The 19,402-nt window shown below is 73.1% G+C and carries 19 protein-coding genes and 1 riboswitch; of the genes, 9 read left to right on the plus strand and 10 right to left on the minus strand.

Annotated elements, in window-relative coordinates; all coding sequences use genetic code 11:
• The first annotated feature begins 137 nt into the window (after positions 1–137).
• Entirely contained in the window at positions 138–950 is an 813-nt protein-coding gene (locus tag AC067A_RS08255; RefSeq protein ID WP_478616186.1) for a DeoR/GlpR family DNA-binding transcription regulator, read from the plus strand.
• A 158-nt stretch (positions 951–1,108) separates the two neighbouring features.
• On the plus strand, positions 1,109–3,133 hold the full coding sequence (locus tag AC067A_RS08260; RefSeq protein ID WP_478616189.1) for a phosphocholine-specific phospholipase C: 2,025 nt from the start codon (positions 1,109–1,111) through the stop codon (positions 3,131–3,133).
• A 27-nt stretch (positions 3,134–3,160) separates the two neighbouring features.
• Here the strand turns inward: AC067A_RS08260 and AC067A_RS08265 are convergent, their stop codons facing one another.
• Positions 3,161–3,814 carry a DUF6197 family protein gene (locus AC067A_RS08265; protein ID WP_478616192.1) on the minus strand — a complete coding sequence of 218 codons (654 nt, stop codon included), beginning with the start codon at positions 3,812–3,814 and terminating at the stop codon, positions 3,161–3,163.
• Between the two features lie 368 nt (positions 3,815–4,182).
• A riboswitch (cyclic di-AMP (ydaO/yuaA leader) is annotated at positions 4,183–4,339 on the plus strand.
• 4 nt (positions 4,340–4,343) lie between these two features.
• Between AC067A_RS08265 and AC067A_RS08270 the strand changes: the two genes are divergently transcribed.
• Positions 4,344–5,234 (plus strand): LysM peptidoglycan-binding domain-containing protein, encoded by an 891-nt coding sequence (locus tag AC067A_RS08270; RefSeq protein ID WP_478616195.1) that lies wholly within the window; start codon positions 4,344–4,346, stop codon positions 5,232–5,234.
• On the opposite strand, the gene AC067A_RS08275 is transcribed toward AC067A_RS08270, so the two are convergent.
• The 3 genes from AC067A_RS08275 to AC067A_RS08285 all read right to left on the minus strand — a co-directional run bounded on the left by AC067A_RS08275 (position 5,228) and on the right by AC067A_RS08285 (position 8,462).
• Positions 5,228–6,514: a phosphoribosyltransferase family protein gene (locus AC067A_RS08275; protein ID WP_478616198.1), complete on the minus strand. Its 1,287-nt coding sequence runs from the start codon at positions 6,512–6,514 to the stop codon at positions 5,228–5,230. The two genes, AC067A_RS08270 and AC067A_RS08275, sit on opposite strands and share 7 nt — an antisense overlap.
• A 359-nt stretch (positions 6,515–6,873) precedes the next feature.
• Positions 6,874–7,470, minus strand: coding sequence for an LURP-one-related family protein (locus AC067A_RS08280; protein ID WP_478616201.1), 597 nt, complete (start codon positions 7,468–7,470; stop codon positions 6,874–6,876).
• A 227-nt stretch (positions 7,471–7,697) separates the two neighbouring features.
• The gene (locus AC067A_RS08285) at positions 7,698–8,462 is read right to left on the minus strand and encodes an alpha/beta fold hydrolase (protein ID WP_478616204.1); all 765 of its coding nucleotides are present in this window, start codon (positions 8,460–8,462) and stop codon (positions 7,698–7,700) included.
• 156 nt (positions 8,463–8,618) lie between these two features.
• Here AC067A_RS08285 and AC067A_RS08290 point away from each other — a divergent pair, with 156 nt between their 5' ends.
• From AC067A_RS08290 to AC067A_RS08300, 3 genes are all read left to right on the plus strand, one after another.
• Positions 8,619–11,207 (plus strand): SpoIIE family protein phosphatase, encoded by a 2,589-nt coding sequence (locus tag AC067A_RS08290; RefSeq protein ID WP_478616207.1) that lies wholly within the window; start codon positions 8,619–8,621, stop codon positions 11,205–11,207.
• 127 nt (positions 11,208–11,334) lie between these two features.
• Positions 11,335–11,583 carry a type B 50S ribosomal protein L31 gene (locus AC067A_RS08295; protein WP_478616210.1) on the plus strand — a complete coding sequence of 83 codons (249 nt, stop codon included), beginning with the start codon at positions 11,335–11,337 and terminating at the stop codon, positions 11,581–11,583.
• A 119-nt stretch (positions 11,584–11,702) separates the two neighbouring features.
• Positions 11,703–12,539, plus strand: coding sequence for an SDR family oxidoreductase (locus AC067A_RS08300; RefSeq protein ID WP_478616213.1), 837 nt, complete (start codon positions 11,703–11,705; stop codon positions 12,537–12,539).
• A 137-nt stretch (positions 12,540–12,676) separates the two neighbouring features.
• On the opposite strand, the gene AC067A_RS08305 is transcribed toward AC067A_RS08300, so the two are convergent.
• The 3 genes from AC067A_RS08305 to AC067A_RS08315 form a co-directional block, all read right to left on the minus strand.
• Positions 12,677–13,174, minus strand: coding sequence for a peptidylprolyl isomerase (locus tag AC067A_RS08305; protein WP_478616216.1), 498 nt, complete (start codon positions 13,172–13,174; stop codon positions 12,677–12,679).
• A 124-nt stretch (positions 13,175–13,298) separates the two neighbouring features.
• Positions 13,299–13,514 (minus strand): hypothetical protein, encoded by a 216-nt coding sequence (locus tag AC067A_RS08310; RefSeq protein WP_478616219.1) that lies wholly within the window; start codon positions 13,512–13,514, stop codon positions 13,299–13,301.
• A gap of 7 nt (positions 13,515–13,521) precedes the next feature.
• Positions 13,522–14,157, minus strand: a complete 636-nt coding sequence (locus AC067A_RS08315) for a DUF6629 family protein (RefSeq protein ID WP_478616222.1) — start codon at positions 14,155–14,157, stop codon at positions 13,522–13,524.
• Between the two features lie 99 nt (positions 14,158–14,256).
• Here AC067A_RS08315 and AC067A_RS08320 point away from each other — a divergent pair, with 99 nt between their 5' ends.
• A complete protein-coding gene (locus AC067A_RS08320; RefSeq protein ID WP_478616701.1) occupies positions 14,257–14,778 on the plus strand; it encodes an AMIN-like domain-containing (lipo)protein in 522 nt (173 codons plus the stop codon).
• Between the two features lie 117 nt (positions 14,779–14,895).
• On the opposite strand, the gene AC067A_RS08325 is transcribed toward AC067A_RS08320, so the two are convergent.
• The 3 genes from AC067A_RS08325 to AC067A_RS08335 form a co-directional block, all read right to left on the minus strand.
• Entirely contained in the window at positions 14,896–15,399 is a 504-nt protein-coding gene (locus AC067A_RS08325; RefSeq protein WP_478616224.1) for an NUDIX domain-containing protein, read from the minus strand.
• A gap of 124 nt (positions 15,400–15,523) precedes the next feature.
• A complete protein-coding gene (locus AC067A_RS08330; protein WP_478616227.1) occupies positions 15,524–16,201 on the minus strand; it encodes a response regulator in 678 nt (225 codons plus the stop codon).
• Positions 16,198–17,517, minus strand: coding sequence for a sensor histidine kinase (locus AC067A_RS08335; RefSeq protein ID WP_478616229.1), 1,320 nt, complete (start codon positions 17,515–17,517; stop codon positions 16,198–16,200). The genes AC067A_RS08330 and AC067A_RS08335 overlap by 4 nt, the downstream gene beginning before the upstream one ends.
• Positions 17,518–17,651: 134 nt before the next feature.
• Between AC067A_RS08335 and AC067A_RS08340 the strand changes: the two genes are divergently transcribed.
• Together AC067A_RS08340 and AC067A_RS08345 are read left to right on the plus strand one after the other, a co-directional pair.
• Positions 17,652–18,560 carry an ABC transporter ATP-binding protein gene (locus tag AC067A_RS08340; RefSeq protein ID WP_478616231.1) on the plus strand — a complete coding sequence of 303 codons (909 nt, stop codon included), beginning with the start codon at positions 17,652–17,654 and terminating at the stop codon, positions 18,558–18,560.
• Positions 18,557–19,399, plus strand: coding sequence for an ABC transporter permease (locus tag AC067A_RS08345; protein WP_478616234.1), 843 nt, complete (start codon positions 18,557–18,559; stop codon positions 19,397–19,399). The genes AC067A_RS08340 and AC067A_RS08345 overlap by 4 nt, the downstream gene beginning before the upstream one ends.
• Positions 19,400–19,402 lie beyond the last annotated feature (3 nt).

The following is a 19,402-nucleotide window of genomic DNA, read 5'->3' on the forward strand; positions in this document are numbered from 1 at the left end:
TGCAAGAAGCATGCGCAATGATGAGTGAAGTTGCTCGAAGTCGAGGATATTCAAGCAGAAAGATGCACTACCTTTCCAGATCCCGCACGCCTCGGCGGATAGAATCGGACGCGCGCACGAGCGGGAGGGAGGGACGCATGTCCAAGCACGAGCGGTGGAACACGCTCCTTGAGCTGCTGGCGGCCTCGGGAAAGGTGGAGGTGGAGGAGGCGGCGACCGCGCTGGACGTCTCCGCCGCCACGATCCGCCGAGACCTCGACGAGCTCGCCGAGCAGCAGTTGCTGGTACGGACGCGGGGCGGGGCGGTGGCGCACGGCGTGTCGCACGAACTGCCACTGCGGTACAAGTCGACGCGGCACGCGCCGGAGAAGCGCCGGATCGCGGAGGCCGCGGCCGATCTCGTCGCCCCGGGCGACGTGGTCGGACTCAACGGGGGCACGACGACGACGGAGGTGGCCCGCGCCCTGGCGCTGCGGTTCGCGAGCGGCCGGGCCGAGGCGCCCGCCTCCCCGGGAGCGGCGTCCGGAAGCCCCGCCCTGACCGTGGTGACCAACGCCCTCAACATCGCGGGCGAGCTCGCGGTGCGGCCGCAGATCAAGATCGTCGCCACCGGAGGGGTGGCGCGCCCCCAGACGTACGAGCTGGTCGGGCCACTGACCGTCGGGGTGCTCAACGAGGTCGTGCTCGACGTGGTGGTGCTGGGGGTCGACGGCGTCGACGCCACGCTCGGCGTGATGGCCCACCAGGAGGACGAGGCGAGCATCAGCCGGCTCTTCGCGGAGCGTGCCAGCCGGGTCGTCGTGGTGACCGACTCCTCGAAGATGGGCCGCCGCGCGTTCGCCCGGATCTGTGGTCTGGACCGGATCGACGTCCTGGTGACGGACACCGGCATCACGCCGGAGACGATCACCCAGCTCACCGAGGCCGGCGTGAAGGTGATCACCGTCTGACGCCATTGGTCCACGGGTGGACCAATCAAGCCCGGGGATTTCCTGGCCTCGGACTGTTAACCCGTTAATTACGGCACAGCCGTATACCTTTAAGCTCTCCTCCTCCATCATGTCTCCGACGTGCCCACCGGGGCGCGCCGTGACACGAGAGGCGGGGCATGATTCCCATCAGCCGCAGGGGATTCGTCGGTATCGGCGCGGGGCTCGTGGCGGGTGCGGCACTGCCGCCGGTGCGGGCGTCCGCCGCCGCCGCGGCGGCCACCGGCACCCTCACCGACGTCAAGCACGTGGTGATCCTCATGCAGGAGAACCGCAGCTTCGACCACTACTTCGGCACCCTGCGCGGCGTCCGCGGCTTCGGCGACCGCGCCGCGGGCAACCTGCCGGGCGGCTGGGGCATGTTCAACCAGCCCAACTGGGGCGGGCGGCACTACCCCTGGAAGCTGAGCGACACCCCGCCCGCCGGCGGCGTCGACGGCGAGACCCTCGCACAGTGCAACGGCGACCTGCCGCACAGCTGGACCTCGCAGCACGCCGCCTGGAACAGGGGGCGTCTCGACAACTGGGTCACGGGCGTCGGCAACACCCGGACCCTCGGCCACCTGGACCGCGGGGACATCCCCTTCCACCACGCGCTCGCCGACCACTACACGGTCTGCGACGCCTACTTCTGCTCGGCGCTCAGCGCCACCGGCCCCAACCGCACCTTCCTCTGGAGCGGGAGGATCGACGCCTCCAGCAAGGACGGCGGCGACGAGTCGGGCCTGACCTGGGAGACGTACGCCGAGGCGCTCCAGCGCGCCGGAGTGAGCTGGAAGGTCTACCAGAACGCCCAGGACAACTACGGCGACAACGGCCTCGCGTACTTCAAGCGGTTCACCGACGCGCGGCCCGGGGACCCGCTGTACGACCGGGGCATGGGCTCGGTCCCCAAGGTCACCGGCTCCACCCCGGACGACATCGCCGCGGCGATCCGTGCCGACGTCGTGGCGGGCACACTGCCGCAGGTGTCGTGGGTGGTCGCGAGCGAGGCGTTCTCGGAGCACCCCTACGCGCCGCCCGGGGACGGCGCGCACTTCGTCGACCTCGTCTACCGGGCCCTGGCCGCCGACGCGGAGGTCTTCGACTCGACGGTGCTCTTCCTCAACTACGACGAGAACGACGGCTTCTTCGACCACGTGCCGCCGCCGGTCGCCCCGCCGGGAACGCCGGGCGAGTACCTGGACGGCGCGCCGATCGGCCTGGGCTTCCGCGTCCCGATGATTGTCATGTCCCCGTGGACCCGGGGCGGCTGGGTGAGCTCCGAGGTCTTCGACCACACCTCCGTCCTGCGCTTCATGGAGACCTGGACGGCGGCCCTCGGGACACCGGCCACCTGCCCCAACATCAGTGCCTGGCGCAGGAAGGTGACGGGTGATCTGACCGGGGTCTTCGACTTCGCCCACCCGGTCTACGGCGTGCCGGCCGGCCTTCCCTCCACGGCCGGGGTGATCGGTCAGGCCACCTGCGGTCCGCTGCCGAACCCGGCACCGCAGAACAACGCCCTGCCCGCCCAGGAGTCCGGCACCCGCCCGGCACGCGCCGTGCCGTACCAGGTGAACGGCAATCTCGACCGGTTCGAGTTCGGCGCCGCGGGCAAGATCCTCGCCTGGTTCTCGATGACGAACCAGGGCGCGGAGGCCAAGCGCGCGGCCCACTTCTCGATCCATCCGCACCAGTACCGCGACACGGCCGCCTGGCAGTACACCGTCGACCCGGGCGGCACGGCGTCGGACTACTTCAACATCGGCCTCGGCTCGGGCTCCGGCAAGTACGACATCTCGATGATGGGACCCAACCGCTTCCTGCGGCGCTTCATCGGCGACGCCTCCAAGGCGGGCAAGGCCGTGGAGGTGGCGGCCCGGTTCGCGACCGAGCCGGGCACGGGCAGGACGGCGCTGTGGTTCACGATGACCAACACCTCGGGCGGTCCGGTCACCTTCACCATCCGGTCGAACGGCTACCGCTCGGACGGGCCGTGGACGTACACGGTGCCGGCGAACTCCAGCCGTGAGGACTTCTTCAACGCGGTGGCCCACCAGGGCGGCTGGTACGACTTCACCGTCCTCGCCGACATCGACGGGACCTGGTCCCGCCGGTACACCGGCCACATCGAGACCGGGGCGCCCAGCGTCACCGGCTGAGCCGCTCCGCGGGCCGTACCCGGGGCGTCATCGGCCGGCCTGCGCGGCCCGCCGGATGGTGGCGTCGAGGAGGGCCACGGCGTCATCGGCCGTACGGCCGGGGGCACGGTTCCAGGGTCCGATCAGGTCGTGCCATCCCCGCGACCTGAGCTCGGTCATGATCCACGCCGCCGCCTCGTTCATGGTGTCCGCGCCGCCGTGGCCGAGGCGGTGGGCGGCGAGCAGGGCGCCGCAGACGCAGCGGGCTCCCCGCCGGTCGCGCAGCTTGTACGGGGCGTTCTGCCAGCCCCAGTCCGTCAGCACGAGACGGGCGTAGCCGAGGTGGACCGACGGGCGCAGCTCGGCGCTGCCGATGCGGCGCCAGGCGTGCAGCCGGTCCGGGAGTACGGCTCCGATGCGGCCCGGCAGACGACGCTCGGCGGGGAGGGGCGGTGGCAGCGCGTCGAGCGCGTCGGCCACGAGTCTCTCCACCGGCACGGTGAGCAGGTCCCGCCAGGTCGCGGCCCCGGGCGGCGGGCCGCCAAGAGTGAGGGGGCCGTCGGGAGCGAGGGGGCTGTCGGGGGCGAGGGGGGCGTCGGCGGTCCAGTCGGTGACGATCCGCTGCCAGGTGGCGCTGTCGTACAGCGCGGCGGCCTCGCGGTCGACGGTGTCGGGGCTGGGCAGGGAGATCACGGGCGTCATGCGGCGGCTCCTCGGTCGGGGTGGCTCCATCTTTCAGGATGAATGTCGGTTTTGCGACTTTTGCCCTTAAGTGCACCCGTGCCGACGCGGCCTTTTCCTACTATTTTCCTATTAACAGAATTACGGTGCATATTCGGACATTGAACACCTGGTGACGCGACTCACTCTCCCGGAGCCGACGCGGTGATCCACATCCCGCGAGCCATGGGACAGACGGAAGTTCAAGAGGCCGGAGGACCGGCCGATCTTGAATTCATCGAATTCCGTGATCTTTTCACCGCGCCACGGGTCGACGCCCTCTTGTTATCCGCGGCATTACTGGCCTACGGTCACCTCCATTCGAGCGGATCGCCTAATCCTGCCACCGCTCGAAATACCTCCCTTTTCACCCGACGGCAGGAGCGGGGGACCCACGAATACGCCGGCCCGGAAATCCGGAACGGCTCGGGGTGCAGCCGCGTGCGCGCGGCCGGACACCTCCCGTCCGAACCCGACAGCTCACCCCGCAGGCGCCGGAGAGGAATCCGTCATGCCTGCTCACGGTAAGCACCGCCGCCCCCGACGCCGCCCCGTCTCCCAGGGAATCGCACTGGCGGGCACGGGCGGGGTCGCCCTCGCCCTCCCGCTGATCGCCCCCGCCGCGGCCGGCGCCGCGCCCGTTTCCGGAGCCCCGGAATTCACCGCCCGCGCCGTCGCCGCTCCCGCCGCCGCACCGGCGTCCGTCACGGCTCCCGCCGCGCCCGCCGCGCCCGCCGCGGCCCGCACCTACACCGTGGTCAGCGGCGACTCGCTTTCCCTGATCGCCCAGAAGAAGGGAATTCAGGGCGGCTGGAAGAGCCTTTACCGGGCCAACAGGAGCGCTGTGGGTGACAACCCGTCACTTATTCACCCGGGCCTTGAACTGACGCTTCGTCGGGACTCCGCGAAGGTCGCTCCCACGCCGGCGAAGAAGAAGAGCACCACGCCCGAGCGGGCGAGCCGCTCCGAGCACCGGTCCGCCCCCGCCGCCCCCACGGGCGCCTCCGCGGCACAGGCCGTTCCCGCCGCCGCTCCCGCCGCCGCCCCGGCCCAGGCGGCCCCGGCCGCCGCCACCAACTACGCCGACAACCTCGACGGCTGGATCCGGGAGTCGCTGGCCATCATGGCCCAGCGGGGCATCCCGGGCACGTACGACGGCATCCTCCGCAACGTCATGCGCGAGTCCTCCGGCAACCCCCAGGCGATCAACCTCTGGGACTCCAACGCGGCCGCCGGAACGCCCTCGAAGGGTCTGCTCCAGGTCATCGAGCCGACCTTCCTCGCCTACCACGTGCCCGGCACGTCCATGGACCTCTTCGACCCGGTCGCCAACATCACCGCCGCCTGCAACTACGCGGCCGACCGCTACGGCTCCATCGACAACGTCAACAGCGCCTACTGATCCCTGAAGTGCTCGGTGAACCAGGAGGTGGCGAGCTCCGCCACCTCCTCCAGGGCGCCGGGCTCCTCGAAGAGGTGCGTGGCGCCCTCCACCACCGTCAACCGGCTCTCGCAGCGCAGCAGTGACCCGGCCCGCCGGTTCAGGTCGAGGACCAGCGCGTCCTCGCCGCCCACCACCAGGAGCGTCGGGGCACGCACCCCGGCCAACCGGTCCCCCGCGAGGTCCGGCCGGCCACCGCGTGAGACGACGGCCCTCACGGCGCACCCGGGGTCGGCGGCCGCCCACAGCGCGGCCGCCGCCCCCGTACTGGCACCGAAGTAGCCCAGCGGAAGGCCGGTGCTCACCGGCTGCCCGGCCAACCACTCCGTCGCGAGCGCCAGCCGGCCGGCCAGCAGCGGCGTGTCGAAGACCCGCGCCCGGTCGCCCGCCTCGCCCTCCGTGAGCAGGTCGAACAGCAGGGTCCCGAGGCCCGCCCGGTTGAGTGAGTCTGCCACCGCCCGGTTCCGGGGGCTGTGCCGGCTGCTTCCGCTCCCGTGGGCGAACAGCACGATGCCCTTGGCGCCGTCGGGCACGGCGAGCCGCCCCGTGAGCGTGGCGCCGCCGACGTCGATCCAGGCGTCCGAGCCCCGCACCACCGGGCCCCGCGCGGCCCTGCTCCGGTCCAGACAGGCGATGACCTCGGCGTCCGCGGTCTGCTCGAAGTCCCGGTAGAACTGTCCGATCGCGTAGAAGACCTCCGGCGCGTGGACGCTCACCGTCTCGTCCGCCTCGCCGCCGAGCCGTGCCGTCCAGCCGCGCGGAGCCACCGGGACGGCCAGCACGATCCGGGCCGCTCCCCGGGCGCGGACCACCCGGCAGGCCGCCAGTGCCGTGGCACCCGTGGCCAGCCCGTCGTCCACGACGACCACGGTCCGCCCTTCGAGCGGTACGGACGCCCTGCTGCCCCGGTAGCGGTCGGCGCGCTCCTCCAGCACGGCGTGCTCACGCTCCTCCACCGCCGCGAGCGCGCGGTCGCCGACCCCTGTCTGCCGGATCACCCGCTCGTTGAGCACGCGCACACCGCCCTCGCCCAGGGCGCCCATCGCGAGCTCCGGCTGCTGGGGCACCCCCAGCTTCCGTACGAGACAGATGTCGAGCGGCGCGTCGAGGGCGTCGGCCACCTCCGCGGCGACCGGCACCCCGCCCCGCGGGAGCCCGAGGACCACGACGTCATGGCCCTTGAGGTGGTGGAGCCGGGCGGCGAGCTGCCTGCCCGCGTCGGTGCGATCCCCGAAGAACATGGTCCACCGCCCTTCCGCCTGCGCGGCCCGGGCCCGGGAAGGAGCGGCGCGCCCGTCCCTGCCCCTCCTTCCAGGGTAGACGCGTCCCGGGCGGACGACGGGTGCCGGCGTCCACGGGGGTCAGTCGGGCATGAGGCCGTCGCGAGGCCGCCCCCGCAGGTGGGTCGGCGGCCGGGGGCCAGGCGGGCCGGGAGGCCGCCGCGGAGCAGCACCCGCAAGTGAGTCAGCGGCCCCGGAGGCCAGGCGGGACCGGAGGCCGCCGTGAGGCAGCACCCGCAAGTGAGTCAGCGGCCCCGGGGCGGGGCGGCCCCGGGGCCAGGCGGGACCGGAGGTCGTCGCGGGGCCGCCCCGCAGGTGGGTCAGCGGGACTGCAGGGCGTCCAGGGCGACGGCCTGGGCTATCGCGAGCCGCCGGTCGAGCTCCGGATCGGCTATCTCCAGCACGTACCGGTCCCGCAGACCGAACCGCTTGTCGACGGACATGACGGACCGTCCGGCCGCGGTGAAGTCGAAGTGGTACGGCACGGCGAACGGGACCAGCTCCGTGAAGGGCAGGAACTCCCAGACCCGCCGCAACAGCGCCACCCCCTGGTGCCGCTCCCGTCCGGTGGCCTCGCCCGCCGCGTCCTCCCCACTCAGGTGCCAGGTGCTGCGCAGCAGGGAGGCCGCGAAGTCCTTGCGGAAGCTCCCGAGCCGGGTCCCCGAGGCACCGTGCACGTCGTAGGTCGCGCCGACGTCGAAGACCTGGCGGGCCTTGAACGTGAACAGGACCTGGCTCCGGGACTCGTCGGTGTAGAAGGTGACGTGCTCCTTGAACGCCATTCTCTTCTGGTGGGCGAACGCGACGAGTTCCGCCTCCTCGCCGTCGGGTCCGACGGTGTGCACCAGGTAGCGGTTCGCCATGAGCGTCACCTTCTGCCTGACGAGGAAGCGGTGCTGAGACTGCGCGAGGCCCATCGGGTGTGCTCCTGCTGATCGTGGGCGGTCTCCCGGAGACCGTCCCGTGGCGTCGTGACCACGATGATCGCGTACGGCACAGCCCGACCGCTGTCCTCGAAAGTCGTCGGATCCGTCGACGTTCGGATGACGTCCCGCACGCCGTGCGAAGACTTCCGAGAACACCGGCGAGCCCCCCGTTGGGCGAGGAACACCGGCGAGCCCCCGCCGGGCGGGGGCTCAGGGCGTCATGCGGCGAGGAACGCCTCGATGGCCTCGGCGAGGGGCCCCGGCGTCTCCTCGGGGGCGTAGTGGCCGGCGTCCTTCAGGACTTCGAGGCGCGCGTTGGGGTACCAGCGCAGCCAGGTGGACTCCATCGCCTCGGTGCCGAGCGCCGGGTCGTGGGCGCCGACCACGAGCAGGACGGGGGTGGGGTTGTCGCGGACGCGCTCGTGGAAGTCGATGCGGGACCAGGAGTCCAGGTAGGCGCGGAAGGCCGTCGCGGAGGAGCGGCCGACCGACCGGTCGACGAGTGCGGCGAGCCAGGCGTCGTCGTAGCGGCCGCCGGTGGTGTTGTCGATGATCGCCCGGCGGTTGGCGGGCTCCTCTGCCGCGCCGGCGAAGAGCTCCCAGGTCTCGCCGTCGAGGGGGAAGCCCGCCGCCGAGACGGGTGAGATGCCGACGATCGACCGGACGCGGTCGGGGGCGTCGAGCAGCATCAGCTGGGCCGCCTTCCCGCCCATCGAGTGGCCGATGACGGAGAAGGACTCCCATCCGAGGTCGTCGGCCACCGCCAGCGCGTCGGACGCGACCTCCTCCATCGTGTACGCGCCCGCGTGGTCGAGGGCCTCTCCGTAGCCGCGGCAGTCGACGAAGGCGTAGGTGCCGGTGGCGTCGTTCAGGTGGGCTCGGAGGGAGTCGAAGCTGGTGCGGTCGCCGAACCAGTTGTGCAGCACGAGGGCCCGCGCGGGACCCCCGCCCTGAACGTCGTACGGAAGAAGCCGGTCCGTCATCGTGCCCCCTGGTCGCGGGTGGTGGCGCCGCGCGCCGGCGGCGGCGGTCGACGACCGAGTGTGACGGCGCGGAAGCTTTCGGTCAACATCGCCGCCCGGAACGCGGGCCCCGGGTCCGGGATGCGGAGCCCTTCGCGTCGGGGGCATCCTGACTGTGTGACCTCGCACGGCACGTCCGGCCCCGGCCCGGCGGGCGGCACCGGACCTCCGTCCGGGATGGGAACTGCCGACGGGCCTTCTTCCTCCGCGCTCACCTGGACGCTGGCGGAGGAGGCGCTGCGCGCCGTCGAGGAGGTCGGGGGGTACGCGGGCGGCGTGTATCTGCGCTCCGGATCTCCGGGGCTGCTGCGGCTGGCAGTGCTCGTGGGACTTCCGGGGCCTTTGTTCCGCCCGTGGTGGCGCATGCACGCGAACCGGCCGTTTCCGGTGGCGGAGGTCCACCGCTCGGGGCAGCCCGTGCACCTCGCCGACGTCGAGGAGGCCATGCGCCGGTTTCCCCAGCTGGTGGCCAGCCTGCCGTTCCCCTTCTCCTCGCTGTACGCCCCGGTCGTCGCCGGGCGTGAGCGGTTCGGGGTGCTCGTGGCACTGAGGCCGCCCAGTCCGGGGGTTCCCGTGAACGCCCAGGACCGGAACCGGATGACCCGCGGCGCGCTCCGCCTGGGTGAGTCCCTGTCCGCCCTGGCCCGCGGGGGCTCCGTGATCGAGTGGCCCGGCGATCCGGTGTGCGTGCAGCTGTCCATCGGCTCCGGCCCGCCCGTCCGCTTCGGTTCCTTCGACTGGGACCTCGACACGGGCACGGTCACGCTCGACCGGGGGCTGCTCGGGATCCTCGGGGCGGAGATCGGCTCCCCCTGCTCGATCGACGTGCTGACGTCCCTGCTCGAACCGGAGGACGGGTACGCGCTCTGGGCGGCGGCCCGGCAGGCGACGGGCGTCGACGGACGGCCCGCGGTCCGCAGGCTCCGGCTGAAGGGGCCGGACGGCGGCCTGCACCTGCTCGAGGTGACCACGCGGGCGCGGAGGACCACGACGAGCGGGACCGGCCCGCCCCCACCGGACGGTGCGGTCTCGGGCGCGGCGGACGCGATCCGTCCGGTCGGCGCCGGCGGTGGCCATCTCACGGGCACCCTGGTCGACCTCGGGACGGGCCTCGTGGGTTCGGACGCGACCGACCGGCTGCCGCGGGCGATCCTGGCGATCGACCGGCTCGGCCGCATCACGTACGTCAACGAACGGACCGAACGGCTGCTCGGCCGCCCGCGCGGCGCGCTGGCCGGACGGCCGCTGTGGGAGGCCCTGCCCTGGTTCGGCCTCCCCTTCCACGAGGAACAGCTCCGTGCCGCGCTGCTCTCCGGCGAACCGGTGCGTTTCCTGGCCCGACCGGAGCGCGGCCGGTGGCTGTCCGTGTCGCTCCATCCGGGGCGGGACGGGGTCACCATGGTGCTGGTCCCCGAGGAGGACCCGGCGGGCCTCGGCGCCAGGACCCGCGGCGGCCGGCGGGCGGACGACGGGCTCGCCGCGCCCGGCGACCGGGCTGCGGCCCTCTACCGGCCGGTCGCCCTGGCGATCGCGCTGACCGAGGCGGTGACGGCGCGCCAGGTGGCGGCGGTGGTGACGGAGGAGCTGCTGCCGGCGTTCGGCGGACGGCAGCTGGCCATCTATCTGCTGAGCGACCGGCGCCTCTACCTGGCCTGGGAGACGGGGTTCCCGCCGGGGTTCCTGGAGCCCTTCGACGGCGTGGCCCTGGACACCCGGCTGCCGGGGGTGGAGACGCTGACCACGGGCCGGCCGCTGTTCTTCGAGTCGATGGAGCAGCTGGGCCGCGCGTATCCGGACCTGCCGATGGACGCGCACTCGGGAGCCCGGGCGTTCCTGCCGCTGATCGCCTCCGGGCGACCGGTGGGTTCCTGCATCCTCGGCTTCGACCGGCCACGCGGGTTCAGCCCCGAGGAGCGGACCGTGCTCACGGCACTCGCGGGCCTGATCGCGCAGGCCCTGGAGCGGGCCCAGCGGTACGACACGGAGTCGGCGGTGGCGCGGGGGCTTCAGGACGCGCTGCTCCCGCACCGGCTGCCGGTCCGGGACGGGGTGGACACGGTGGGCCGCTACCTGCCGGGCACCCAGGGCATGGACGTCGGGGGCGACTGGTACGACGTGATCGAGACGGGGCACGGGCAGCTCGCCCTGGTCATCGGGGACGTGCAGGGCCACGGTGTGGCGGCCGCCGCCACGATGGGTCAGTTGCGCAGCGCCGTACGGGCGTTCGCGCTGGGCGGGCACCGTCCGCAGGACGTGATGCGGGGGACCAACCGGCTGCTGATCGACCTGGACCCCGGGCAGTTCGCGAGCTGTTGCTACGTACTGCTCGATCCGGAGACGGGCGACGTGCGGGCGGTGCGGGCCGGGCATCCGCAGCCGCTGCTCCTGCGGCCGGACGGGGTGACGGAGCTGGTGGAGCTGGCGGGCGGGGTGGTCCTCGGGGTCGACGACCGTGCCTCGTACCCCGTGACGCGGCTGCGGCTCGATCCCGGCGCGGTGCTCGCGCTGTTCACGGACGGTCTGGTCGAGCGGCCCGGCCGGGACATCGACGAGGGGATCGAGCACTTGCGCGAGGCTCTCGCCGCGACCGGTTCACTGCCGCTCTCGGAGGCGGCCGACCGGCTGATCAGGGAGGCCCGCCAGGCCACCTCGCGCCCCGACGACATCGCGCTGCTGCTCGCGGCCCGCTGGGCCGACCACGTCTGAGGACCTCACGACCGTTCACCCGGTCGGGCCCGTGGCGCTGGTCGGTCGTCGTCGGCACGGGGAGGCTGGAGGAGTGCCGTGCCGAGAGGGCCCGGACAGGTCTGGGCGGCAAGCCCGAGGAGGACACGTGCAGCAGGACAAGCAGCCCGAGTACGGCCCTGTGGTCTTCCGCGACCGCTCGGCCGGGTACGCCTTCCTCACCCGGTCCACGGCGACGAGCGACCGGACGATCGAGTGGGACGACGGCGAGACGTACCCGGTGATCGACGTCGAGATCTCGTCGGAGAGCCACCCGTTCTATACCGGCACGGCGCGGACCGTGGACTCGGAAGGCCGGATCGCCAAGTTCGAGCGCCGTTTCGGCGAAGGGAACTGAGGCTTCCGGCATCCCGCTCGTGAAACTGGCCAGAAGGTGGCCAGTTCGCCTTCCAGGATGAGGTCACGAGGACGGCGGAGCGCATCCGCTCCGCCCCCGACTCCCTGGAGGGGACTGCTGTGATCGTGGTGACCGGAGCGACCGGAAACGTCGGACGACCGCTGGTGGAGCTGCTGGCCGCGGCCGGCGAGGAGGTCACGGCGGTGAGCCGCCGGCCGGCCGGGGACCTGCCCGCCGGGGTGGCGCACCGGCCGGGTGACCTGGCCGATGTCGACGGTCTGAAGGAGTTGTTCGAGGGCGCGGAGGCCGTGTACCTGCTCGTCGCGGGCCTCGGCGAGGAGCTGAGCCCGGACGGGATCGTTGCCGCGGCGGTGGCCTGCCGGGTGCGGAGGATCGTGCTCCAGTCCTCGCAACTGGCGGGGACCCGGCCCGATTCCGCGTCGCACGCGGTGCTGCGGGCCTTCGAGTCGGCGGTGCGCGGGTCGGGACTCGACTGGACGGTGCTGCGGCCGACCGGCTTCGCCTCCAACGCGTACCTCTGGGCCGAGGGGGTGCGCTCCGCCCGTACGGTCGCGGCCCCGTTCGCCGATGTGGCGCTGCCGGTCGTGGACCCGTCGGACATCGCCGCGGTGGCGGCGGCGGCCCTGCGGGATCCGGCCCACGGGGGGCGTACCTACGTGCTCACCGGCCCGGCCGCCGTGACTCCGCGCGAGCAGGCGCGGGCCCTCGCCGACGCGCTGGACGCGCCGGTGGAGTTCGTGGCGCAGAGCGCGGACGAGGCACGTGCGCAGCTGGTGCGGTTCCTGCCGGAGCAGGCCGTCGACGGGATGCTGTCGGTGTGGGGCCGGCCCAGCGCGGAGGAGCAGCGGGTGAGCCCCGACGTGGAGCGCGTGCTCGGCAGGGCGGCGCGGCCGTTCGCGGCGTGGGCGGAGCGGAACGCGCCCGCTTTCGCCTGAGGGACCGGTGGGCACGGCACCCGGCTTCGGGAGACACGGCGGAGGCGGGGAGGCGCGTCCGGTGGACGGCGCTCCCCGCCCCGGCCGGTGGGACGAGCGAGGGCGCGGGGCGCCCTCGGCTCAGCTCGGGAAGGCGATCAGGCCTTCACGATGCCGGACTCGGCGATCGCGACCTTCGCCTTGGTGGCGCCGGACGGGGTGCCCAGGCCCTCGATCTTCTTGACGAGGTCCTGGCCCTCGACGACCTCGCCGAAGACGACGTGCTTGCCGTCGAGCCAGTCGGTGACGATCGTGGTGATGAAGAACTGCGAGCCGTTGGTGTTGCGGCCGGCGTTCGCCATCGAGAGCAGGAACGGGCGGTCGTGCTTCAGCGTGAAGTTCTCGTCCGCGAACTTCTCGCCGTAGATGCTCTTGCCGCCGGTGCCGTTGCCGTTGGTGAAGTCGCCGCCCTGCAGCATGAACTGCGGGATGACGCGGTGGAACGGGGAGCCGGCGTAGCCGAAGCCGTGCACGCCGGTCGCGAGCTCGCGGAAGTTCGTCGCCGTCTTCGGGACGACGTCGTCGTACAGCTTGAAGACGATCCGGCCGGCGGGCTCGTCGTTGATGGTGATGTCGAAGTAAACGTTGTCGCTCATGGGGACATCCTGTCATTACTCGCGCACGCCGCGCGCACGGGCTGCCTCCTCCCGGGTCACGGCGTGCCGGTGCCCCGCGGTCCACGGGGGTCGCGGGGCACCGGTCGCCACCTGGGGATCGGGGTCAGAGCAGGCCGCCGGGGGCCTCGCCCTGGAGGGCGCCTTCGGCACCCTGGACGGTGTCGTGGAGGACGGTGGCGGCTCCCTGGTCCTCCTGGAGGAGACCGGTGGCGCCGCCCAGCGGGCTCTCGGCGGCGTTCGCCTGCGGCGGCGGGGTGACGAGAGCGGTGACGACGCCTGCGGCGAGGGAGGCGATGGCGAGCATGCTGCGCTTCTTCATGCTCGGGTCAACTGCTGAGAGGCCGATGGGTTACGGTCGGCCGCCGTCGGATCCAGAAGAGCAGCAGGAGCGAGGCGACGGCGGCGAGGGCGCACCACGTGGAGACGAACGCCTCGCTCCAGAGGACGGCGCAGACGACCGCCCCTGATCCCGTCACGATTCCGAGGACCCGGAGGATCCGGTCGCGGGCCAGCAGCAGCGCGCCGACGGTGGCGAGGAGGTAGCCGGCGAGGACGAGGGGCGCGTACGGCAGGTCGACGGCGTAGCCGAGGGTGTGGCCGCGGATCCCGGCGGAGACGGGACGGGTGGCCAGGCGGTACGCGAGGAAGGCCGCGGTCGCCGCGCCCGCGAGGAGCGGCGCGCGCAGTCGCGGCCGGTCGGCGGGGCGGGCGGCCGCCATGACGGCCGCCGGCACCCAGAGGGGCAGCAGGGGGAGGGCGATCACGGCCCAGGCGAGGGCGGCGGGTCCGGTGCCGCCCCCGTCGTGCCAGACGGCGGCCTCGACGATCTGATGGGCACCCAGGAGCAGGGGCAGGGCGGCGAGGGGCGCGTCGGAGGGGCGGCGTACGGAGGCGAGCGAGGCCACGCCGACCGCGGCGATCCCGAGGCCCGCCCAGAGGTCGGCCGTCGCACTCCAGCACATAACGCACTTTTACCTCAGAACAGGCGGAACCGTACGCTGGTGGTGGATGTCTCTGCCAGTGACACCACTGTCCCCGAGCAGGAGAAATTGGGGGACGTCATGCAGCACCGTCACACCCTCGCGGCCGTGGCCGCGGGAATCCTCCTGACCGCCGGAATCGGCGCCACGATCCCGGCAGGCGCCTCGAACGCCCCGTCCCGTGCCTCCACGACGCCGACGACGTCCCTGGTCGTCAACGCCCGCTGGGGCGGCCACGCGACCTTCGACCGGCTCGTGATCGACGTCCGGGGCGCCATGCCCCCCGTCACCGTGCGTCAGGTCGGCGCGCTCCACTACGACGGCTCGGGCAACAGGGTCCCGCTCGCCGGGAAGTACTTCCTGTCGATCACGCTCTCCCCCGCCGCCGCCCACGACGACGCCGGACGGTCCGTCTACCAGGGGCCCCGGCTGCTGAAGATCCACCTGCCCACGCTCAAGGGGGTCGCCCTGACCGGCGACTTCGAGGGCGTGGTCTCCATCGGCGCCGCCTTCGACGACAAGCCCGCCTACAAGACGTTCACGCTGCACTCCCCCGAGCGCTTCGTGATCGACATCGCGCATCCGGTCGGCTGCCGGTCCTGAGACGACGGCACGGCGGGACCGCCCGGAAGGGCGGTCCCGCCGTCGTACCCCTGGTGGCCCTGGTCAGTCCACGGTCCCTGATGGCCGTGGTCGGTCCACGGTCCCTGGTGGCCCTGGTCAGTCCGCGGCGGGACCGGTCTCGACGTACACCGTCGAGCCGGTCCTGCGGGCCCGGTCGATCTCGGCGAGGCGGGCGAACTCCGCCGGTTCCATCTCCCGCTCCCACTCGTCCAGGGTGCGCAGGCTGTACTCGCTGTGCTCGCCGGGGTCGAGGACGACGGCGGCGATCTGGTCGTCCGTCAGCTTCCCGCCGTCGAAGACGAAGCCGATGTGGTTGGCGGGCCAGTCCTCGCCCCGGTCCATGACGAAGTGGGTGCCGAGCAGGCGCGGTTCCCCCGTGAAGGTCATCCCGGTCTCCTCCCGGCACTCGCGCACCGCCGTCTCCCAGGGGGTCTCCCCCGGATCCATGTTCCCGCCGGGCCACTGCCACCGCGCGGTGCGGTCGCTGGCCCGCAGCTGGAACGGGCGGCCGGCGGTGTCCGTGAAGTAGAGGCAGGCGTACGCCGTCGCTCTCGGCAGGGTCGCGATGTACTCGACGGGCGGCAGCCAGGTGTTCGCCATGGGCGGCTCTCTCTCGACGGGCTGGTGGGATCGCCTCCATCCAAGCGTTCCCCGGAGCGGCGCCCGGCCGCTCGCGCGCGGATCACCGGATCGTGTGATCGTTCCGTCCGCCGCCCAGGGCCGGTCAGCCGGTGGAGACCAGACCCGCCTCGTACGCGATGATCACCAGCTGCACGCGGTCGCGTGCGTCCAGCTTGGCCAGCAGCCGGGTGACGTAGGTCTTCGCGGTGGCGACGCTGATGTGGAGTCGGGTGGCGACCTCCGTGTTGGACAGGCCCCGTCCGACGAGGGTGAGGACCTCGCGCTCGCGGTCGGTGATGCCCTCGACGCCGCGGCGCGGCGCGGGCGTGGTCCGCGGGCGGCCGGTGAACTCCTTGATGAGGCGGCGGGTGACGCTGGGCGCGATGAGGGCGTCGCCGGAGGCGACGACCCGGACGGCGGCGAGGATGTCGTCGAGGGCCATGTCCTTGACGAGGAAGCCGGACGCACCCGCGTGGAGCGCTCCGTAGACGTGGTCGTCGTCGTCGAAGGTGGTGAGGACGACGACCCGGGCGCCCGTCGTGCCGGCGGTGATGAGCCGGGTGGCCTCGATGCCGTCGGTGCCGGGCATGCGCAGGTCCATCACGACGACGTCGGCACCGGTCTCCTCGACGAGGCGCACGGCCTCGGCGCCGTTCGCCGCCTCGCCGGCGACGACGAGGTCGGTCGTGTCGGTGATGACCATCCGGAGCGCGGTGCGCACCAGGGGCTGGTCGTCGGCGAGGACGACCCGGACGGGCCGCTCCGCTGTGGTCTCGCTCATCGGGTGGTGGCTCCTGTGGGGAGGGGGATGCGGGCGGTGACGCGGAATCCCCCGCCGGGACGGGGGCCCGCGCCGAACTCTCCGTGCAGCACCGCGACGCGCTCCCTCATGCCGGTCAGGCCGTAGCCGGAGCCCGGGCCGGCGCTCGCGCGCGGGCGACCGGTGCCGGGGCCGTGGTCCTCGACGGTGACGGCGAGGGACCCGGGGTCGCGGCGGTCGACGGTGACCGTGCAGGAGTCGGCGCCGGAGTGCCGCACGACGTTGGTGACGGACTCCTGGACGATGCGGAAGGCGGAGAGGTCGATGTCAGGAGGCAGGGGGCCCGGGGCTCCGACCCTGCGGACGGCGACCCGGACGCCGGCGTTCCCGGTGAGTTCGGCGAGCCGGTCGAGGGCGGCGAGGCCGGGCATCTCGGGAAGTCCACGGAGTCCGGTGACGGCGGCGGTGCGGCCGGCGGTGTCCGGGCCGGCCTCGGACAGCGCCTCGGACCGCGCCTCGGAGGGGAGGGCGCGGGGCGTCCCGGCCGGCGCCTCCGCGTCCGCCGTACGCAGGGCGCCGACCATCCGTCGCAGGCCGGCGAGGGTCTCGCGGCTCGCCGTCTCGATCTCGGTGAGGGCCTGCCGGGCGGCTTCCGGCTGGGTCGCGATGACGCGGCGGGCTGCCCCGGCCTGGAGGGCGACGATCCCGATGCTGTGGGCGACCGTGTCGTGCATCTCGCGGGCTATCCGCAGGCGTTCGGCGCTGACGGCCTGTTCGGCGGCCTGCGCGCGGCTCCGTTCCGCGTACTCCCGGGCCTGTCCCTCCGAGCGGCCCAGGAGCCAGGCCACGAGGGCGGTCAGGGCGACCGCCAGGGCGCTGGTGGTGCCGGCGCTCCAGCCGGCGAGCAGGCGCACGCTCACGTAGACGACGAGCAGCCCGAGGGCCAGCAGGAGGGCCCGCCAGGCCTCGGGGCGGGGGCGTGCGGCGGCGATGGCGTAGAGCGCGACGTCGACCGCGAGGTACTGCGCGAAGGGGATGGCGGTGACGCCGAGGGGGGTGGAGGCGATCACCGACGCGACGAGGAGGTGGTGGAGGGCAGCGGTCGGACGGCGGGCGAGCAGGGCGCTGCCGCGCAGGGTGAGAAGGGTGGCGACGGTCAGCATGGCGAGGCCGTCCCAGCGCAGGATGACGAAGCCGGGCAGGACCTCCGGCCCCTCCTGGCCCGGCACGGTCATCCGGAGGAGTGCCGTGAAGGCGATGCCCGCACCCCAGGCGACGGCGGCCCACCCGCCGGGTGTGACCCTCTTGTAGAACGGTGCTGACGGGGTGACGGACATGCGGTGATCGTAGACGGCGGCCCCTGCCACGGGCATCGGACCGGGGTCGTACGACCTGGGGTGACAGGGCCGGCCGCCGACTGTCCGCTCCGGTCCGATGCCCCGCACGGGTCCCGGGCGGCACGGTGGTGCACATGATCGAAGTCAGGGAACTCACCAAGCGCTACGGCGCCACGACCGCTGTCGACACGCTCACGTTCACCGTCCGGCCCGGCCGGGTCACCGGCTTCCTCGGGCCCAACGGCTCCGGCAAGAGCACCACGTTGCGGATGATCCTGGGCCTGCACGCGCCGACGAGCGGGTCGGTGACGGTCGGCGGGCGTCCCTTCACCGACCGGCCGCGGGGTCTGCGACACGTCGGCGCGCTGCTCGACGCCGGTGACGCACACGGCGGACGGACCGCCCGGGCGCATCTGGCGGTCCTGGCGCGCAGCAACCGCGTCCCGCTCTCCCGGGTCGACGAGGTCCTGGAGGAGGTCGGGCTGGCCGGCGCGGCCAGGCGCCGGATCGGCGGGTACTCCCTGGGCATGCGGCAGCGGCTCGGCATCGCGGGCGCACTGCTCGGCGACCCGCCGGTGCTGCTGTTCGACGAACCGCTGAACGGCCTCGACCCGGAGGGCGTGAAGTGGGTGCGGGGCCTGTTCAGGCGCCTCGCCTCGGAGGGCCGCACGGTCTTCGTGTCGAGCCACCTGATGACCGAGATGGAGCACACGGCCGACGAGTTGGTGGTGATAGGCCGGGGTGCGCTGATCGCGGCGGAGAGCCTGACGGAGTTCGCCGCACGGGGCAGACGGCTGAGTGTGTCCGTCGGCTCGCCCGACCGGGCGGCCCTGGCGGCACTGCTGCTCGGCGAGGGAGCGGAGGTCGTGGAGGACGCCGGACTGCTGACGGTCACCGGGCTCTCGGCGGCCCGCATCGGCCGGCTGGCCCTGGAGCACCGGGTGCCGCTCGACCAGCTGACCACCCGTACGGCCTCCCTCGAGGAGGCGTTCATGGAACTGACCGCCGACAGCGTCGAGTACCTGGCAGGAGACGCCCGATGACGACCCTCGCCCTCCCCCCGGCCTCCGTGACGGAGCCCCCCGCCCGCTTCCGCGACCTGGTGGCGTCGGAGTGGCTGAAGCTGTGGTCGCTGAGGTCGACGGGCTGGTCGCTGTTCCTCGGCGCCCTGGCGGTGGTCGCCTTCAACCTCGGCACCGCGTGGGACCACTACCGCTACTGGCTCCAGTACGACGCGGGCGGCCGGGCCGAGTTCGTGGCGAACGACATGGCGCTGTGGGACGCCTTCACGTACAACGCGGCGCTGCTGCTGATCCTCGCCTCCGCCACCACGGGGGCGGTGGCGGTGGTCGGCGAGTACGGCAGCGGGCTGATCCGCACGACGTTCACGGCGGTGCCTGCACGGGGCTCGCTCATGGCGGCGAAGCTGCTGGTCGTGGCGGTGGTGCAGACCGGGTTCGGTGCGGTGGTCGCGGGCGCCTCGTTCTGGTCGACGCAGGCCGTGCTGTCGGCCCGGGACATCGGGCTGCCGATCACCCACCCGGGAGCGCCACGGATCGTCGTGGCCTCGGCCCTCCTCGCCCCGGTGTGCGCGGTGGCCGGTATGGCGCTGGGCGCACTGCTGCGGAAGAGCGCGTCCTCGATCGTCGGCGCCGTGGTCCTGCTCCTCCTGCTGCCCGCGGTGCTCTCCGACCGGCGTCACCTGACCGCGGCGCTCGCCCACGCGACACCGCTGCACGCCTGGGAGCGGCTCGCGGACGCGGGACCGCCCGCCGACGAGCCCTTCCCGTGGTCGGCGGGCGGCGCGTGGCTGGTGTACGCGCTGTGGGTGCTGGGCGCGGCGGCGGTGACGGTGCTCGCGGTGCGGCGCCGGGACCAGTAGGGG

It is taken from the genome of Streptomyces sp. NPDC043176, assembly GCF_056436715.1.